Genomic DNA, 16,227 nt, shown 5'->3' with positions numbered 1-16,227 from the left:
CATGTGGACTAGTGCGCTGGCACCGCTGCACCGGCACGCGGCCTACCGCCGCCGGCTGTGTGTCGAGTGCCAGCAAGTCCCGCCGGCCGCCGGCATGCCACGCTGCTACCCCTGCCACGCCGCCTACACCGGCACACGGCTGACGCCGAGCCAGGCCCACGCCGCCAGAATTCGCGCGATGACCGGCCCACGACCCAGCGTCGAGGTCCGCGCGCTCGCCTACTACCTCGAGCGGTTCATCGCCGTCGTGAGCGAGGCGAGGGTGTGAGTACCGATCTCAAGGCGATGATGCGCGAACACCAGCGGTTCATCGACGTGTGCAGCGACCCCGACCTCGACGCTGACGCAAAGCTATTCGCGTGCCTAGTGCTCACAGTAATGCATCAGCGTGAGGTTGCCGGTCGCAAGAGTCTCAAGCACCGCAGCCTGTTCCAGGCCGTGGCAAACATTTCGAATCACCACAACCCGAACTACTGGATTCGCCGCGTAATCCAAAAGGACATCCCGCGCTATGAACCGCCAGAGGTCGATGTCAACGCAGGCTGCCTGGCGCCGATGGTCATGCGCGAGGGTCCGTGCGGCAAGCGGGTCATCGTCAGAGGCGTCGACCGCGATCCGCTGACCGGCGAGGGCGTGCCCTACGCGTTCTGCTCGCGGCACCGAAACCACCGCGATGACTGGCGCATTCAACAGAACCACAAGCAGTGGATAGAGAATGGGAAGCCATCGCCAGCACCGAACGCGGGCGGGGTGTTGCAGCGCTATTTCGACTCGGACTGGGATGCCCTCTACCAGTGGGCCGCGCCGTACATCACGCCGCTCAAGGGCGAGAAGCCGCCGACACTGCCCAAACCTTCACTCAGGCTGATCGAGGGCGGCGCGACGTGATCCCGCCGATCGAGGACTGCAACTACGCCGCCAAGCCGACCGGCAAAGGAACGTTCGTCGGCCGCGTCCGCGAATTCCCAGATCTGCGAACCAGACCCTACGAGAGGTCGATCGACGCGCTCGACGACATCATCAGCCAGACCCGTGATCGCCTCGCTGCGATCGCCAGTCAGCGCCGCGGTTTCGGTCCCGAAGTGCCGCAGGGGTCACGATGAGCGGCGACTACGCGGGCGCGGTGCGCGACATCATGCTGGCCCTGGCGCGCGCCGGGATCAACACGCTGCCCCGCGCCACCGAGTCACCCAGTGCTCCCGTCTGGGAGCAGATCTGGGGCGAGCTCGTTGCCATCCGACGCGATCGCGGGATCTCTCAAGAGGACATGGCCGAGCGAGTCGGCTACGCCCGTCACTCGCTGTCCATGATCGAGAACGGGCGTCGCGGACGACACGACTTGCGCACGATGGCCACCTACGCCGCCGCGCTCGACATCGACCTGCATTTCGTGTTGACACCCCGAACACGGGGAGTCGGCTGATGGCGCCGAACGCGCCGAAACCGTTGGTGCGCCGCATGTTCGCCCTGTTCCGAGAGGGTCGCGTCGAGGCGCGCGAGCACCGCCTGGCGGTCTGCTCGTTTGTCACCTGGCGAACCGTCCGATCGACCGACGAGCTCGCCGAACCTGACATCTACGCGGTGGTGTCAACGCTGCAGTACTGGAAGTCATGCGGCGAGATCGAGTACCGCTGCCGACGTATCGCTGAGAAGATCCAGGAGGTCACAGCGACGTGAGTGACAATGTCCGAACCCTGATGACGCCCGAAACCCGGCGCCACTGGACACGTTTCATCTTGGGCTGCCAGGACCTGACCGCGGCGGCCAAGACCGTGTTGATCGCGCTGGAAACGTTCGCCGACTACCGCGACGGCACCAACGCGCACCCCGGTGAGGCGCTGCTTGCCCAGATCTGCGGCCTGCAGACCCGCGCCGTGCGCTACGCCCTCGAGCGCGGCCGCGAGCTCGGTTTGATCGAGCAAACCGCGCCGGCCAACTCGCGGGCCGGCCGGGCCGCGGTCTACCGGCTCCTGCCGACCCCCGCCGAGAGGGCCACGACCGGCACAGCCGTGCCGGTAAAAGAGCCCACGACCGGCATGGCGGTGCCTGTGAACAACTCCACGACCGGCACGCCCACGACACCACGACCGGCACCGCCACAACACCACGACCGGCACGGCGGTGCCGCCCACCCTCCAAGTACCTCCCAAGTACCAACTCAGGTGCGTGACTGGGGTACGTCACCAGGCGAGCCAATCACCGCACACACACCCCGACCGCCATCCCGATTCTGCGAGCAGCACCCGCAGGGAACCCGCGGCAACTGTGGCGGATGCGCAAACGCACGAACAGCTTTCGAAGCCTGGCAAGCCGACGAAGCCGCCCGCGACGTCGCGATCGCCACCGCCGACGACCTCAGCCGCAGACGCCGCCGGCGGCTCGCCGAGCAGTGCCCCGATTGCGCCGGCACGAACATGCGCGTTCACCCCGACGACGTCGACAGCGCGATCCGCTGCAAGCACGAGTCCGTCCGGATGGCCGAGCATGCATGACCTCGAGCACGAAGAGCTGGCGATCCCCGCCGCCGGCCCCGGCCGCCGCGCGATCGCCCAGGGCCCCGTCGTCGAGGCCTACGCCGATGCTGACATGCATTTGCCCTGCCCAGGCTGCGGCACCGACGCTTTCGAGTACTGTCGGCACCCGTCGGGAGCTCTCCGCAGAATCCCTTGTTCACAACGCATCTCGAAGGACACCGATGGATAACCCGGCTCTCTACCCGCAGGAGTACTTCACCGGCGCGATACGCGTTTTCACGCCACGACGAACTTTCGACCGTGCCGCCGCGATTGCAGAGCTGATCGATGCCACTGTCGCGTGGACGCAGCGCCAGGTCGAACGGTTTCTGCTGCTGACGAACGACGACGAGCTCGAGATGGCGTGGGTGCGATTGCAGAGGGCGCTTGCCGTCGTCGAGTGGGAGAACGGACGCGCCACCCAGGCTGCCGGGATCGATCCCGCCTACGACGACGAGACCATCGCCGAGCTGCTCGCTGGGATGCGCGGATGATCACTCAACCGGCCGAGAAGCCCCGCACCCAGAAGCCCTGGCTGTTGGCCGCGATCCGCGACCTGCGCACCGCGATCGACCGTCTCATCGCCCCCAGCGACGCCTACGTCAACAACACCTACATCCGCACCCCCGGCCTGTACGACCAACTCGTCACATCGCTTGCAGGACAGCAGGGAAGCCGCAACGGCAGCCACCCCCGATCACTCCCACCGGTATGGGTCGACGCCGTCGAACAGCACCAGAACATCGACACCATGATCTTGATCTGGACAGGCGCCGGCGGCATGACCGGCCTCCGCCGGCTGGCCGCCCAACCCTGGACACCCGACAAGATCCGCGAGCTGCGCCGCAAGACCAGCATCATCAACGCCTGGGCCGACGACATCGACCAGCTGCTCAACCATGACCACGTCCGCCCCCTCCACGCCCCATGCCCCACGTGCGGCGCCGAGACCGTCCACGTCCGCGACAGCGCCGGTGAGCTCGTCCGCACACCCGCACTGCAGATCAGCGTCGACACCGGCTGCACCTGCCAGAACCCGGAGTGCGAGGCCTACTGGGCACCAGAGCAATTCGTAGATCTCTGCAAGCAGCTGAACATGCCCCTGCCCGCGGGAGTACTCGAGTGACACCAGAAGAACTCCTGCAAGCGATCTTTGGCGCGCAACCCGGCGACGGCCCATGCGAGTGCGTCTGCCCAGGATGCAGCGCTGGCGACCACTGCGACCGCGCATCGTGCGCGCAGCCAGCCTGACGTACCGCAACATTATCGGCGAAAGGAACCAGCCAGTGACCGTCCACACTCATCCGCTCAGCGTCACGCCGCGGCTCATCATGTTCGACACCGAAGAGCAGTTGCACGACCACGCCGAGAAGCTCAACCAGATCGGTGTCTCACCCGACGTTCCGATTATGGACTCGCGTGGCATAGCCGTCCTGGCCTGCCGAACCGCACCGGGCGGTGACGGCTGGGGCTTCGAGTACTACTCGCCCGGTGAGGACGGCTTCATGCACTGCTGCGGCTGCGCTGATCACAGGCCGATCGACTGCTCGTACCGCGCACCCGACTGGCGGCCATTCTTTCCGGTCACCGGCCTCGTCTGCTACGACCTCACCGGCGTCGAAGGAATTCTCTGATGGCTTGTATTCATCAGGGCTGTGAGTGTCGGTTCGTCGGCTGTGGGACCGACCATCCACCCGACTGGGTACCGAAGATGACGGCCAACATCAACGGCGTGGTGGTGGTCGGAGAAGACCAGGCGGACTGCATGGCGCACTACATGTTACAAGCCGGATACCCAACCGATCGGCCCGAGCACCTGCTCGGGGTGGCTGAGCGCGTCGTCGCACGCAACCCGCTCGCTTCCGGCCAGACATAAGAGAGGTTTCCGTTTCGTGGGTTACGACATGTACGTCGTGGACAAACAGGGCGACGCCGTCGAGTGTGAGCACTCGTATCTGCGCCGCAACATATTTGGCGGTAGAGCACTGGCTGAGCAGTTGGTCGAGGCAGGCATGGGCTACTGGCCGCGAGCCGCCAAGCCACCTGCCCCGCGCGCACCATCGACCATCGAGTGGGATGGTGATCTGCAACGGTGGCGCGGACCAGGAGCGGACGAATACGCCGCCGCAGAACTTGCATACCTGCGCAACACGTGGGACGAACGACCCGGCATCGCGGTCTACAAGCTGTGCGGCAGCAACGACGATTGGTGGGTCACGCAGATCGAGTGCCACTCAGCGTTGCAACTATGGAAACAACGCGGGCGGCCTGAAATCGACAGCGACATCCTGCCGTTCCTCCAAGCTGCGGCGTGCCACGCCGGTTTCCGCGTCGGTTGACCGAAAGGCATCACACCTGCCGGTGCACGACCGCGAGTACTTGATCCCGAGTCATTCCCGGCTTCATGTCGGAGAGCAGCCCGCTGACATGCCGGCGTGCGGCTGCCCGAGAGTCGTGTCGGTGCCGGCCGTTTTGATCGCGGCCACGGACCTCGACTGTCCACTCGACCAGGAACGGTTCCGTGCTGAGATCGTCGGGAGCCAGTTCGGTGACCACCACGCGCGTCACGTGTTGCGGCATCGCAACCGCTCATCGAGTAGCTCGTCAAGCTGCCTGTCACCTGGCTCTTGGCCGTGCTCGCGGATGGCCCAACGCACGGCCGCCACGATACGCAACTCCGCGTCGATGCCGTCCAGATCACGCACGCATGGTTGGACGCACGAGCGCCCCCATCGGTTCCCGCACCGGACCATGACACGCCGCGTGTCGACGCGAATGCTTGCGACCAGTCGAAACGTCGTGCATAGTGGGCGACGCGCTACACGTGTGTCAAAAACCACGGTGGCGCTTCTCCGTCTCAGGAGCAGAATCCATGCCTGATACCTCGCCAGGCGTCGGACCATCCGCCGCGATCAACCGCTACTGGACCGTCGGCGAAGGCCGCGCGAAATGGGCCAACAGCCCGCACCCGTACACCACGCTCGTTGCACTGCTGCGCGAGCACGTCTCCGAACACATCGCCAAGGGCCTGGCCGCCGAGTACTACCACCGCGTGTTCGGTCGCTGGCCCGGCCAACAGCGCGGCGACAAATGACCTGGGGCCAGGGCTCGACGATCCCGAAGCGGATCAAAGATCAGGTTCGGCGCCGCGACCAGACCTGCCGGTTGCAGTACCCCGGGATCTGCACCGGACGCATCGACGAGTTCGACCACCCCGACGGTTTGGCCGCCCACGGTCAGCAGCGCACGGCCGTGCGCTCGGCCGCCGAAGTCCAGGGCGTCTGCGAGCCCTGTCACGACCACAAGACCGAGGAGCAGCGCACCGCCGGCATCGCTCGAGCACGAGCTACCCGCGGATCGCTGTCGAAGCGCTACCGCGATCGCGAACCTCACCCGGGCCGGCGGAACTCGTGACCGCATGCAGGCTGTTCCCGCCGGAATATGACTCGTCTCGCCACTGTGGAGAGCACGGCGGTACCGCTTGGCTGTACGGTTCGCACCCCCTACGTTGCGATCGCGCTTCTCAGGGTGCGCCCGAGGCGGGCCTGAGCGGTCCGGAGCCTGATTGAAGCACCTGCAGGTTTCGAATCACCTTCGGTGGATTGTGTTGGTGCTGAACGAAAAGCCGGGTGAGTTCGCATGCAGCAGCGTGGTTGCTATGGCATCTCGGGCGGCGACCGGCCCCTTGGGGGTCACCCCCTACCCCCGCCCTACCTTCCGAAGGGATACCCAGTCACATGAATCCGACCGTCGGCCGCATCGTGCACTACCACTCGAAGATCGGCGACGGCATTGTCTCGCCGGCCATCGTGCTGCGCACCCGGGACACGACCAACCTTGACGTCATCGAGCGTTGGGGACCGAGCCCCGACGGCACCCTGTCCGGCAAGGGCCGACCCGAAGCACTGGTGCCCGAGCTGCCCGACGACACGACAGTGGACCTGCTCGTGCACGGGCTCGGCGGTGACTACCGCGAGTACGCCATCCCGTTCTCCGAGGCATCCGAACCGGGCACCTGGTCCTGGCCTCCTCGGTCATAGATCCCCCGTAGTCGGCCAGGACGCCGACTCACCATCCCACGGTTCCAGGAGGACCACCGATGACCGACACCGACGAAGCACCGCCCAAGGCACCGCCGCCGCCCGCCGACCTCAAGAGGATCGGCCGCAAGGACGGACCCGGCCGTGCGCTGTGGAAGCAGATCGCCGGCTCGGGCACCGGCCCGGTCAAGTACGTCCTTCGCCCCGATGAGCTTCACATCCTGGCCGAGGCATGCCGTGAGGCTGACCTGATCGCAGCCATCGATGAAGAGTTCCGCAACGACACTCGAGGATTCATCGTCCGCGGATCGATGGGCCAACCCGCCGCCAACCCGCTCATCTCAGAGCTGCGTCAGCATCGCCAGTGCTATGCCAACCTGCTCTCGAAGATCAAGCTGCCCGACGACGATGCTGGCGCCGGCGAAGGCCCTCGATCGACAGCTGCCCGCAACGCAGCCCAGTCCCGCTGGGGCAAGACCGGATGATCCCCGTCGCGCTCACCTGGTATCCGCCTCGAGCACCCGAAGTCACCGTGCACACGTCCATGCCACAGGTGCCCGCTGTAGGCGAGAGCGTCGCCCTCGACCTCGACGTACCGATCATGAGCGTGCGGCATGTGCGGTGGGTGTTAGAGGGCGAGTCCGGCCGCTGGGCTGCAGAACTGTCCCTCGGCTGATGGCGAGGGCTGTTTCGTCCACTGCTCTGATCAAGCAGCACGACTACAGCCACATCACGAACTGGTACCGCGAGACCCTGCCGAAGGTTGCGCCGCCCAGGCAGTTTCAGTGGGAGCCGATACGCATTGGCCCAACGTGGGACTGGGACCCGACTCGAGGATGGAACCTGCCCGAGCACACGATGGGCTGGGAGCTGCTCGGCTGGTGCGGGTACTGGCTGCGCGACTCGAAGGGCCAGGACTGGCAGTTCACTCCTGAGCAGGCGCGGTTCATCCTGCATTACGAGTCGCTCGACGAGTTCGGCCAGCTGCTGTTCCGCACTGCGGTGTTCCAGCGACTGAAGGGCCACGGCAAGGACCCGATGGCGTGCGCGATCGCCTGCGCGAAGGCCTTTGCCCCAACGACGTTCGACCACTGGGACGACGATGGGGAACCGGTCGGCCACGAAGAGCACGCGGCGTGGGTGCAGATTGCCGCCGTGTCGACCGAGCAGACGCAGAACACGATGAAGATGTTCCCGATCATGCTCAAGCCGGAGACCAAGGCCCGGTTCGGCATTCAGATCGGCCGCCGCAACGTGTGGGGTCTGGGCGATACGCGGCAGATCCAGGCGCTTGCGTCGAACTTCCTGGCGCTCGAGGGCAACCGCCCGACCCAGGTGATCCGCAACGAGCCGCAGAACTGGAACGACAGCAACCAGGGGCACGAGCTTGCCGGCGCGCTCGACGGCAATGTCACCAAGATCGAGGGCGGCGTTGGCCGGATGCTCGACATCCAGAACGCCTTCCGCCCCGGCCAAGACAGCGTCGCTGAACGCGTCCGTGAGGCCTGGGAAGCCACCCAGGACACCGAGGACCGGCAGGCCAAGTTCACCGCCGTCAGGATGCTCATGGACAGCCTGGAGGCACACCCCGAGGCGCCGCTGACCTACGAAGACGCACCGGAGGTCCTCGAGTCGGTGTGCGGCGACTCGACCTGGCTCAACATCCCGGCTATGACGGACTCGATCGCGACAGGTTCGAACACGCCGAGCGAGTCTCGACGCAAGTGGTACAACCAGATCATCGCCGCGGCTGACCAGTGGGTGTCGCCGCAAGAGTTCGATCCGCTCTACCGCGAGGAATGGCCGGCGGCCGGCGAACCGGTCCTGATCTTCGGCGACGGATCGAAGTCAGACGACCACACCGCGGCGGCCGGCGTGCGCATCAGCGATGGCCTGGTCTTCCCGATCGGTGTGTGGATGCCCACCAAGGTGCCCGGCCCCAGCGGCAGGGACATCATCATTCCGGTCAACCGCGGACTGGTCGACCGAGAGCTGAGGGAAGCACTCGACACCTTCGACGTGCACGGCTTCTGGTTCGACCCCTCCGACGCTCGTGACACCGAGACCGGAGAGCGGTTCTGGGAGCCCTACTGCGACGGCATCGCCAAGGACTACCAACGCCCGCTATCCCGCTTTCCCGCGGTGAAGCCCGGCAGACGACACGCACACGCTGTCATCTGGGACATGCGCGATGAGCAGAAGCTTCGCGAGTTCACCGAGGGCTGCGAACGCGCCCTGACTGACATGGTCGGCGAGAAGGACGACGAGGGCGTCGTCATCGGCCCCTCACCGACGCCGCTGTTCCACACGTGCCCACAGCCCAACGTGGGCGGCAAGGGCGTGATTGCCCGCCAGCACGTGCTCAACGCGAGGCGCCGGCCGAACAAGTTCGGTGTGGCGATCGGCAAAGAACACCGCGAGTCCCGCAAGAAGGTCGACTGGGCGGTGTGCATGGTCGGCGCCCGCATGATGTGGCACCAGTTCCACGCCCAGGCGCCCGCCAAGGGCCGCGCACCCGGCACCGGCCGAGTGACCACCCTGCAATGACGAGATCGGAGAACGCGTGACCGGACCCGCCGCGCTGCCCGCTCTCGATTCGGCGGCCCTGATGCCGATGACCTTGTACGCGCCCGCCGGCCAAGATCTCAGCCTGTCCGATACCGAACGTCGGATCATGAACTTCCTGTCCATGCAGCTTCTCGACCCCAAGCGTCGGGCAGCGTTGGACCTATCGAAGATGTACGCCGACGGAATGAACACCGTGACGTCGCTGGGGATCGCGATCCCGCCCGAAGTGGAGCCATTGCGAGCCGTGATGGGATGGTGCGGCGCCGCCCTGGCGGCCCGCTCCGAGCGGCTGACCCTGCAGGGATTCCGGATGCCCGGCAAGACAACCGTGGATGACGATCTGCAGTTGATCTGGCAAGCCAACGATCTCGACGCCGAGTCCACACTGGTGCACGACGACGCACTGACTTACCACGCCGGATTTGCCGTGGTCGGCGTCCAGGCCGACAGCGATGTGCCGCTGACCACCATCGAGTCGCCACTGAACATGACCGCGGTCTGGGATGCCCGTGCCCGCGAGGTGTCGTCGGCCTACCAAACGTTCATCGACACCGACCCCGGATCCGAGACCTACGCGCGCCAACGCGCAACGCTCTACACACGCTCGGCCACAGTGCAATTGATCTCAGGCCAGCAGGGCTGGGAAGTCTACGATCGCAACGATCACGGGATGGGCTTCGTGCCCGTGCTGATGTTCGCCAACAACCCGACAGCGTTGAACCGCTACGGCACTTCGGAGATCGCGCCGTCGTGGCGCAACACCCAGGACCGTGCAGCCCGCGGCGTCGTCCGCAACGAGGTCGCCGCGGAGTTCTTCGCCGCTATGAAGTTGTGGCTGCTCGGCGTCAAGGCTGACGATCTGCGTCGTCCGGATGGATCGCCGGCCACGGCGTTCGAGACTTTCGTGGGTCGCCTGTCGACGCTGGAAGCCGATCAGAACGGTGTCCTTCCCGAGGTGTTCGTGCAGCAGGGCCAGGACCCGTCGGGGCTCATCAAGTTCATCGATCACCAGGCGTCGGTGTTCTCGGGTCACGCTGCGATCCCACTCGACTATCTGGGCATCGTCTCGGATGGCAACCCGACGTCGGCCGACGCGATTACCAAGGGTGACTATCGGCTGATGAAGCGTGCCGAGCGGCTGATCACTCAGTTCGGCAATGTCTGGGAGGACTGGGCGCGAATGGTGTTGCGCATCAGCAAGTCTCGTAAAGGCGAGGAACTTCCCGCAGAGCTGGAGCGCCTCGAGTCGGACTGGGCGCGCCCAACGATACCGACGCCGAACGCCGATGCGGTCACGGTCACCACTCAGGTCAACGCCGGGATGATCTCTCCCGACTCCGACGACGCCCTGGCCGCGTGCGGCTGGACCCCGGTGCAGCGCAGCCGCATCACCGCAGATCGCGATCGCTACCGTGGCGAGGCGCTCGACCAGCAATTGCTCGCCGGTGTGAAGACGACGGCTCAGCAGCCGCTCGACGGAGAACAACCGGCGGCCCTGAATGGGCTGCAGCAGCGTCGTAATGGTGTCGTCGCCAGCAGTTGAGCAGCAGGCGCAGCGCAACGCCGCCATTGCTGCGCTCGCGGCCCGCGACCTGAGATCTGTGTGGCCGAGGGTGGACTGGGAGTCGCCGGAGGGACTCGGCACGGTGCAGCGGCTGTACCGGACGATCGTGACCCAACGAGGCCGAACCGCCGCCACCGCGGCGGCACGCTTCTACGACACCATCCGCGCTCAACAGGCCCTCCGGACGAGTTACCGCGCGACTGTCGCGCCGCCACCGGCGGCCGAGCTGCTCAACGAGGCCGTCGCTGGTGCATTCCGCGGAATCCATATCGTCGAGCTCGACGACCACAGCCACGACGCCGACCACGTGAACGTGACGAGCGAGCTTCCAGTCGATCAGCGAGTACCCGCGCGGCTCGAGCAGAAGCTGCAACGCCACGTCCTGCAAGCAGGCCGCGACACCATCGCGCTCAACGCCGCGGAAGACGCTGCCAACCCGGTCTACATTCGGGTGCCCCGCGGCGACAAAACCTGTGGCTTCTGCATCATGTTGGCCTCTCGCGCAATCGATGTCGGATTTTCCGGCTACGGCGCCAACTCCGTGCAGTGGTCAGAAGCCGAGGGGCGCAACATCCATGTGACCACCGGCCGAGGTCGCACGCCGACCGCATCGGTCACCGGTAAGACGCCACTCGGCCGGAAGTACCACAACAAATGTGACTGCGAGCCCGTTCCCCTGTTCCCCGGTCAGAACGAGTGGGACGTGTCCCCAAGGTTCACCGACTACCAGGACATGTACTACAAGGCATCCGCGGATGCCGGGTCCAGCAGCGACACCAAAAAGATCCTCGCGTCCATGCGCCAGCTCTACGGCGTGAGGTGAAGACCCCCGCCGCCCGAGGTGGACGGCGCGTGATTGCCCAGGAGGCACTCGAGCATGACATTCCCCAACCAGCCCGCTCCGACTCCGATGAGCATGCCCGGCGCCCAGCAGGCTGCCGCGGCCGCCGCGCAGCAGCAAGCCCCGCCCGCCGCACCACAGGCGCCGGCGGCCGGCACCCAGCAACAGCCCGAAGCGCCCCAGACACCGCCGCCGGCCCCTCAGCCTCCGGCCGCCGGCCAGCAGCCGCCGTGGGGTTCCGACACCGACTTCGACCCGCAGAAGGCGTGGAACCTCATCCAGAACCTTCGCGGCGACAAAGATCAGCTGAACCAGCAACTAGCGGCCGCGCAGCCGGTACTTGCCGAGCACGAACGACTGCGCCAGGCATCGCTCAGTGACAACGAGCGCTTGAGTGAGCAGCTGTCCCAGGCCAACTCTCGCGGCGACACGTGGCGCACCCAGGCGGTGCGTTCGACTGTCACCGCCATGGCCGCGGGCAGGTTCGTCGACACCGAGACCGCGCTGGCGCTGATCGGCGACGTGTCTGGCTTCGTCGAGGGCGACACGATCGACGCCGCGAAGATCACTGCGGCACTCGACAAGCTGGCAGCCGACAAACCGTTCCTGGTGGCGCAGCCAGGCGGTCAGCATCCGCCGGCACCCGGTGGCTTCACCCCGAATCCCGCGCAAGGTCAGTCAGGTGCTGGCCAGGCGAGCGCGCTGGACGCGCAGATCAAGGCCGCGCAGGACCGCGGCGACTTCGCGACATCGATCGCACTCAAGCAACAGCAGCTGCTCAACAAGAGTTAGGAGACCGTCATGTCCGGAGTCACCGGAATCGGTACCACATTCAATCTGCCCAACTACCACGGCGAACTGTTCGGGCTGACCCCCATCGACACCCCCTTGCTGTCGATGGCCGGCGGCCTGGGTGGCGGCAAGCAGGCCACGTCGACCGAGTTCGAATGGCAGACCTTCGATCTGCGCGAGCCGGCCATTCGACCCCGCCTCGAGGGCGCCGACGCACCCAACCCGGAAGAGCGGGTCCGTGGCAACGTCAAGAACGTGGTCCAGATCTTCCACGAGACGGTGGCCACCAGCTACACCAAGCAGTCCACCCCCGGACAGCTGGCCACGACCCAGGCCGCCCCGTACAACACCGCCGACGGTCTCGGGATGGGTAACCCCATCATCAACGAGCACACCTGGCAGGTCACCCAGGCGCTCACTCAGATCGCGCGGGACGTGAACTACTCGTTCTGGCACGGCAAGAAGAACGTGCCGGCCGACAACACCACAGCCCGCCAGACCGGTGGCCTGTTGTCGGTGATCAGCACCAACAAGGTGATGGCCACGGGCACGACCGAGGTCTCCGCGACGGCCGCGACCGACACCATCACGTCGGCCTCCAACGGCCTGACCAACGGTGACCAGGTCACGTTCACCGACGTCGGCGAGTCCACCGCGCTGCGCGTCGACCGCACCTACTACGTCGTCAACTCGGCCTCGGGCACGTTCAAGGTCGCGGCCACCCCCGGCGGCGCCGCGATCACCGTCGGCACCGCCAACGTGAAGTACGTGCGGTCCTCCGGCAGCGGCTCGGTCGGGATCACGACCGACGCGATCAACGCGTTCGTTCAGGGCATCTTCGACAACGGCGGCCTGGTGCAGGGTGCAACGCGCACGCTGTTCGTGCCCTCGATCCAGAAGACTCGGATCACCAAGGCCTACGCCACGTCCTACGGGTCGAACGTCAACGGTGCCCTGGGCACCTCGACCGGCCACACCGTGGGCGGCGTCGCTGTCGATCGCATCACCACCGACTTCGGCGATCTCAACATCGTCGTCGAGCGCGCTCTGCCCAAGGACTGCATCGTCGCGGCGTCCATGGAACAGATCGATCCCGTGTTCCTGCTCAAGCCGGGTAAGGGCGTCCTGTTCGAGGAAGAGCTGGCCAAGACCGGCTCGGCCGACAAGACGCAGATCTACGGCGAGATCGGCCTCAAGTACGGCAGCGAGCGCGCCCACGGCGTGCTGCGCGGCCTGGCGGTGGCCTGACCGATGGCCATTGAGCTCGAGCTGCCCGACCCGTACGCCGACGCCGCGCTACTCGCGGCGTACTGGGGGCGGCTGCTGTCGTCCGCCGAGCAGGCTCGTGCCACGAACCTGCTGGGTTGGGCAGCTCAGCTCATCAACGAACAACCCGGTTTCGAGGAGTTCGACCCGAACATCTGCGCACAGGTGTCGATGGACATGGTCAAGCGGGCCATGGCCGCCGGCGATCGCGAGGGCGTCTCGGCCACCACCCTCAGCCGGGCGATGGCCGACCAGTCCGCATCGGAGACGAACAACTACGTCAACCCGATGGGCAACCTGTACCTCACCGCCTACGAGAAGGACCGTCTGGCCGGCAGGACCGGCCAGCGCGGCGGCTCGTTGACGTTGTCGTCGAACGTGCGGGTGCCGGCCGAGCCGTGGAACAACCAGCCCTCAGCGCAGACCGATGCCAGTTCTTGAGCCGCGGTTCGCGATCCCCGTCACCCCCGAGCGGGACAACGGCGAGGACGGCAACCCCGACTGGACGGATCTGCCGGCGACCACGATGGTCGTCTCGCTCAGCGCGCCAACGCTGTTGGATGGCAAAGGCTCTCGGTTCAGTCAGAGCGGCACGATCTTCGTCCCGCGTGGCTATGACCTCAAGCACGGCGATCGCCTGCCCTACGACGGCGTGAAGTACTCCGTTGTCGGCAGGCCACGCGGCAATCACGACCACGCCCTCACCGGTGAGGACTTCGGGTGGGTTGCGTTCACCGTGACTGGCGGCGGGGGATAGGTGGACGTCCTCGTCTACCCGGCCCCAAACCCGGCGATCAGCGAGGCGCTGCTGTCGATGCGGATGCGCGGCATCGTGCTCGAGGTCGCCGAGCTCGCCCAGGCGCTCTACCGCGAGGAAGTGGCCAAGCGGACCGGGCGCATGGCCAGCCTGGCGCGGGCGTCGACCGAGAAGGGCGGCGCCAAGAGCGACCGGTGGATCGGCGTACTCACCGTCGGCGGCCCGTTCGGCGACGAAGGCGCGGTGCCGCACGACATGGGCGCCGACGTCGTGATCGACGGCGAAGTCGTCGGCGAGCAACACCCCGCACACGACCTCAACCGTGTGCTGGAGATCCTCTCGATTGCGAGCTACCTGTGAGCCTGACGTTCCCCGGCTTCCCGGAGTACTCCGGCGGCTACCCGAACATCGAAAACCTCGCCAAGACAGCGTTCTCCGGGGTGCTCGACGGGTCGGGTATCTCGCCGACGTACTGGTTACCTAAACCCGATAAGGTAACCGAATTTTTCGGGACCGGCGGCAACGGTTACCTGCGGATCTATCGCACCGGCGGCGCGATCAACCCGGTTGAGAAGCGCGACGAACCGCGGGTGCAGTTCGCCGCGCTGTGCAAGTCCCGCGATGACTCGTGGGAGCTGATCGAGCTCGTCCGCCAGGTTCTTCACGAGGGGTACGGGCAGGCGGCCGCGATCGTGCCTGACACCCCGCACAAGCTGCAACTGTCCGGCGAAGTCGTTGGACCACAACTGATTCCAGAGCTGTTGCAGGACAACAGGCTCGTTCCGATCACCTGCGAGTTCTTCACGTGGCGCCCGAAGGGCCTACCGAACTACCGCCAGGCCCTCGGCCTGTAACCACACGAAAGAAGGCAACATGTCCGGAATCTCTCTCCTGCAGGGCGGTCAGTCCGACCTCGAGCTCGCCGCCGCGGACGCCGCAGTGCTGCTCGCTCCGTACCTGGGGACCACTCCGATCCTCAACCTCGAATCCAACACCGGCGGGCTCGATCTCACCAAGATCGGCGCCTCGAGCCCCTTCGAGACGGTCGGCAACTGGACCAAGGACGAAGGCGTCACGCTGACCAACAAGCCGGTCATCAACGACATCAAGTCGCATGGCAAGGGCTCGCCGACGCGCAAGATCGCCTCGGAAGCCGCGAAGGGGATCACCTACACCCCGCAGGAAACCAAGCTGATCAACCTGCAGAACGCGTGGGGCTTCCCGCTCTCCGCGGTGACGGTGTCGACGACCGGCGGCATCAAGATCAACATCCCGAACCTGCCCTACAACATCCAGTGGCGCGCGGTGCTGCTCGCCTGGGATTCGTTCAACGGCAAGGACATCTTCAAGTGGTGGGTCGCCAACAAGGCCACCGTCGGCGACCGCCAGGACCAGCAGATGAAGGACTCCAACACCGACAACCTCGGTGTCTCGCTGTCCTTCGAAGATCCGGGCGGCGGCATCGACCCCGTCATCTTCGGCATCTGCGGCGAGGGCTGGGTGGACCTGTCCGCTGTGACCAACACCGGCTTCGCGACCGGCACCCCGTTGACCGGAATCGACGCCACCCCGGGCACCGTCACCCTCGACCTGTCCGACGCACAGACCCAGCAGATCACGGTCACCGATTCCAACAACGTGAACCGGACCGCGCAGGCGTCCTACGGCACCAGCGACGAGACCAAGGCCACCGTCAGCGCCAGCGGCCTCGTCACCCCGCACGCGACCGGCACGGCGACGATCACGGCCACCTACGGCGGTCACACCGACGCCGTCACAGTCACCGTCGTCGCCTGATTCAGACATGCCAGGTGGCCGGCTCGGCCCAGGCGACCGAGCCGGTCACCCCGCACCCCGCCAACTACCCCCGACGAACAGAATGAGGT

General features: G+C 66.1%; 26 protein-coding genes. 25 read left to right on the top strand and 1 reads right to left on the bottom strand.

The window, feature by feature from the left end; all coding sequences use genetic code 11:
• The first annotated feature begins 1 nt into the window (after position 1).
• From ACZ50N_RS23945 to ACZ50N_RS23895, 11 genes are all read left to right on the top strand, one after another.
• Complete coding sequence (locus tag ACZ50N_RS23945) at positions 2 to 268, top strand: hypothetical protein (RefSeq protein ID WP_464473949.1); 267 nt, start codon at positions 2 to 4, stop codon at positions 266 to 268.
• Complete coding sequence (locus tag ACZ50N_RS23940; RefSeq protein ID WP_464473948.1) at positions 265 to 888, top strand: hypothetical protein; 624 nt, start codon at positions 265 to 267, stop codon at positions 886 to 888. Before ACZ50N_RS23945 ends, ACZ50N_RS23940 begins: the two co-directional genes overlap by 4 nt.
• Positions 885 to 1,103: a hypothetical protein gene (locus tag ACZ50N_RS23935; protein ID WP_464473947.1), complete on the top strand. Its 219-nt coding sequence runs from the start codon at positions 885 to 887 to the stop codon at positions 1,101 to 1,103. Before ACZ50N_RS23940 ends, ACZ50N_RS23935 begins: the two co-directional genes overlap by 4 nt.
• Positions 1,100 to 1,423 carry a type II toxin-antitoxin system RelB family anti-toxin gene (locus ACZ50N_RS23930; protein WP_464473946.1) on the top strand — a complete coding sequence of 108 codons (324 nt, stop codon included), beginning with the start codon at positions 1,100 to 1,102 and terminating at the stop codon, positions 1,421 to 1,423. Before ACZ50N_RS23935 ends, ACZ50N_RS23930 begins: the two co-directional genes overlap by 4 nt.
• Positions 1,423 to 1,677, top strand: a complete 255-nt coding sequence (locus tag ACZ50N_RS23925) for a hypothetical protein (protein ID WP_464473945.1) — start codon at positions 1,423 to 1,425, stop codon at positions 1,675 to 1,677. The genes ACZ50N_RS23930 and ACZ50N_RS23925 overlap by 1 nt, the downstream gene beginning before the upstream one ends.
• Positions 1,674 to 2,492: a hypothetical protein gene (locus ACZ50N_RS23920; protein WP_464473944.1), complete on the top strand. Its 819-nt coding sequence runs from the start codon at positions 1,674 to 1,676 to the stop codon at positions 2,490 to 2,492. The genes ACZ50N_RS23925 and ACZ50N_RS23920 overlap by 4 nt, the downstream gene beginning before the upstream one ends.
• 203 nt (positions 2,493 to 2,695) lie before the next feature.
• Positions 2,696 to 3,007: a hypothetical protein gene (locus tag ACZ50N_RS23915; RefSeq protein WP_464473943.1), complete on the top strand. Its 312-nt coding sequence runs from the start codon at positions 2,696 to 2,698 to the stop codon at positions 3,005 to 3,007.
• On the top strand, positions 3,004 to 3,639 hold the full coding sequence (locus ACZ50N_RS23910; protein WP_464473942.1) for a DUF7341 domain-containing protein: 636 nt from the start codon (positions 3,004 to 3,006) through the stop codon (positions 3,637 to 3,639). The genes ACZ50N_RS23915 and ACZ50N_RS23910 overlap by 4 nt, the downstream gene beginning before the upstream one ends.
• 73 nt (positions 3,640 to 3,712) lie before the next feature.
• The gene (locus ACZ50N_RS23905) at positions 3,713 to 4,147 is read left to right on the top strand and encodes a hypothetical protein (RefSeq protein WP_464473941.1); all 435 of its coding nucleotides are present in this window, start codon (positions 3,713 to 3,715) and stop codon (positions 4,145 to 4,147) included.
• A 77-nt stretch (positions 4,148 to 4,224) separates the two neighbouring features.
• Complete coding sequence (locus tag ACZ50N_RS23900) at positions 4,225 to 4,389, top strand: hypothetical protein (RefSeq protein WP_464473940.1); 165 nt, start codon at positions 4,225 to 4,227, stop codon at positions 4,387 to 4,389.
• A gap of 28 nt (positions 4,390 to 4,417) precedes the next feature.
• Complete coding sequence (locus ACZ50N_RS23895) at positions 4,418 to 4,852, top strand: hypothetical protein (RefSeq protein WP_464473939.1); 435 nt, start codon at positions 4,418 to 4,420, stop codon at positions 4,850 to 4,852.
• A 10-nt stretch (positions 4,853 to 4,862) separates the two neighbouring features.
• On the opposite strand, the gene ACZ50N_RS23890 is transcribed toward ACZ50N_RS23895, so the two are convergent.
• Complete coding sequence (locus ACZ50N_RS23890; protein WP_464473938.1) at positions 4,863 to 5,093, bottom strand: hypothetical protein; 231 nt, start codon at positions 5,091 to 5,093, stop codon at positions 4,863 to 4,865.
• Positions 5,094 to 5,385: 292 nt separating this feature from the next.
• Here ACZ50N_RS23890 and ACZ50N_RS23885 point away from each other — a divergent pair, with 292 nt between their 5' ends.
• From ACZ50N_RS23885 to ACZ50N_RS23820, 14 genes are all read left to right on the top strand, one after another.
• Entirely contained in the window at positions 5,386 to 5,607 is a 222-nt protein-coding gene (locus tag ACZ50N_RS23885) for a hypothetical protein (RefSeq protein WP_464473937.1), read from the top strand.
• Positions 5,604 to 5,927, top strand: a complete 324-nt coding sequence (locus ACZ50N_RS23880; protein WP_464473936.1) for a hypothetical protein — start codon at positions 5,604 to 5,606, stop codon at positions 5,925 to 5,927. The genes ACZ50N_RS23885 and ACZ50N_RS23880 overlap by 4 nt, the downstream gene beginning before the upstream one ends.
• A gap of 323 nt (positions 5,928 to 6,250) precedes the next feature.
• The gene (locus ACZ50N_RS23875; RefSeq protein ID WP_464473935.1) at positions 6,251 to 6,553 is read left to right on the top strand and encodes a hypothetical protein; all 303 of its coding nucleotides are present in this window, start codon (positions 6,251 to 6,253) and stop codon (positions 6,551 to 6,553) included.
• Between the two features lie 59 nt (positions 6,554 to 6,612).
• A complete protein-coding gene (locus ACZ50N_RS23870; RefSeq protein ID WP_464473934.1) occupies positions 6,613 to 7,038 on the top strand; it encodes a hypothetical protein in 426 nt (141 codons plus the stop codon).
• A 190-nt stretch (positions 7,039 to 7,228) separates the two neighbouring features.
• Positions 7,229 to 9,100, top strand: coding sequence for a terminase large subunit domain-containing protein (locus ACZ50N_RS23865; RefSeq protein ID WP_464473933.1), 1,872 nt, complete (start codon positions 7,229 to 7,231; stop codon positions 9,098 to 9,100).
• A gap of 16 nt (positions 9,101 to 9,116) precedes the next feature.
• Positions 9,117 to 10,664 carry a phage portal protein gene (locus ACZ50N_RS23860; protein WP_464473932.1) on the top strand — a complete coding sequence of 516 codons (1,548 nt, stop codon included), beginning with the start codon at positions 9,117 to 9,119 and terminating at the stop codon, positions 10,662 to 10,664.
• Entirely contained in the window at positions 10,621 to 11,508 is an 888-nt protein-coding gene (locus ACZ50N_RS23855) for a VG15 protein (protein ID WP_464473931.1), read from the top strand. Before ACZ50N_RS23860 ends, ACZ50N_RS23855 begins: the two co-directional genes overlap by 44 nt.
• Before the next feature lie 54 nt (positions 11,509 to 11,562).
• Positions 11,563 to 12,318, top strand: coding sequence for a hypothetical protein (locus ACZ50N_RS23850; RefSeq protein WP_464473930.1), 756 nt, complete (start codon positions 11,563 to 11,565; stop codon positions 12,316 to 12,318).
• Positions 12,319 to 12,327: 9 nt separating this feature from the next.
• The gene (locus ACZ50N_RS23845) at positions 12,328 to 13,566 is read left to right on the top strand and encodes an SU10 major capsid protein (protein WP_464473929.1); all 1,239 of its coding nucleotides are present in this window, start codon (positions 12,328 to 12,330) and stop codon (positions 13,564 to 13,566) included.
• Between the two features lie 3 nt (positions 13,567 to 13,569).
• A complete protein-coding gene (locus ACZ50N_RS23840) occupies positions 13,570 to 14,025 on the top strand; it encodes a hypothetical protein (RefSeq protein ID WP_464473928.1) in 456 nt (151 codons plus the stop codon).
• Positions 14,012 to 14,341: a hypothetical protein gene (locus ACZ50N_RS23835; protein WP_464473927.1), complete on the top strand. Its 330-nt coding sequence runs from the start codon at positions 14,012 to 14,014 to the stop codon at positions 14,339 to 14,341. Before ACZ50N_RS23840 ends, ACZ50N_RS23835 begins: the two co-directional genes overlap by 14 nt.
• Positions 14,342 to 14,701, top strand: coding sequence for a hypothetical protein (locus tag ACZ50N_RS23830; RefSeq protein ID WP_464473926.1), 360 nt, complete (start codon positions 14,342 to 14,344; stop codon positions 14,699 to 14,701).
• A complete protein-coding gene (locus tag ACZ50N_RS23825) occupies positions 14,698 to 15,195 on the top strand; it encodes a phage tail termination protein (protein WP_464473925.1) in 498 nt (165 codons plus the stop codon). The genes ACZ50N_RS23830 and ACZ50N_RS23825 overlap by 4 nt, the downstream gene beginning before the upstream one ends.
• A 19-nt stretch (positions 15,196 to 15,214) precedes the next feature.
• Positions 15,215 to 16,138, top strand: coding sequence for an Ig-like domain-containing protein (locus ACZ50N_RS23820; protein ID WP_464473924.1), 924 nt, complete (start codon positions 15,215 to 15,217; stop codon positions 16,136 to 16,138).
• Positions 16,139 to 16,227: the final 89 nt, after the last annotated feature.

The sequence above is a fragment of the Mycolicibacterium obuense genome, assembly GCF_055397605.1.
The sequence above is the reverse complement of the archived record's forward strand: the minus strand, read 5'-3'. Positions and strand labels throughout refer to the sequence as shown.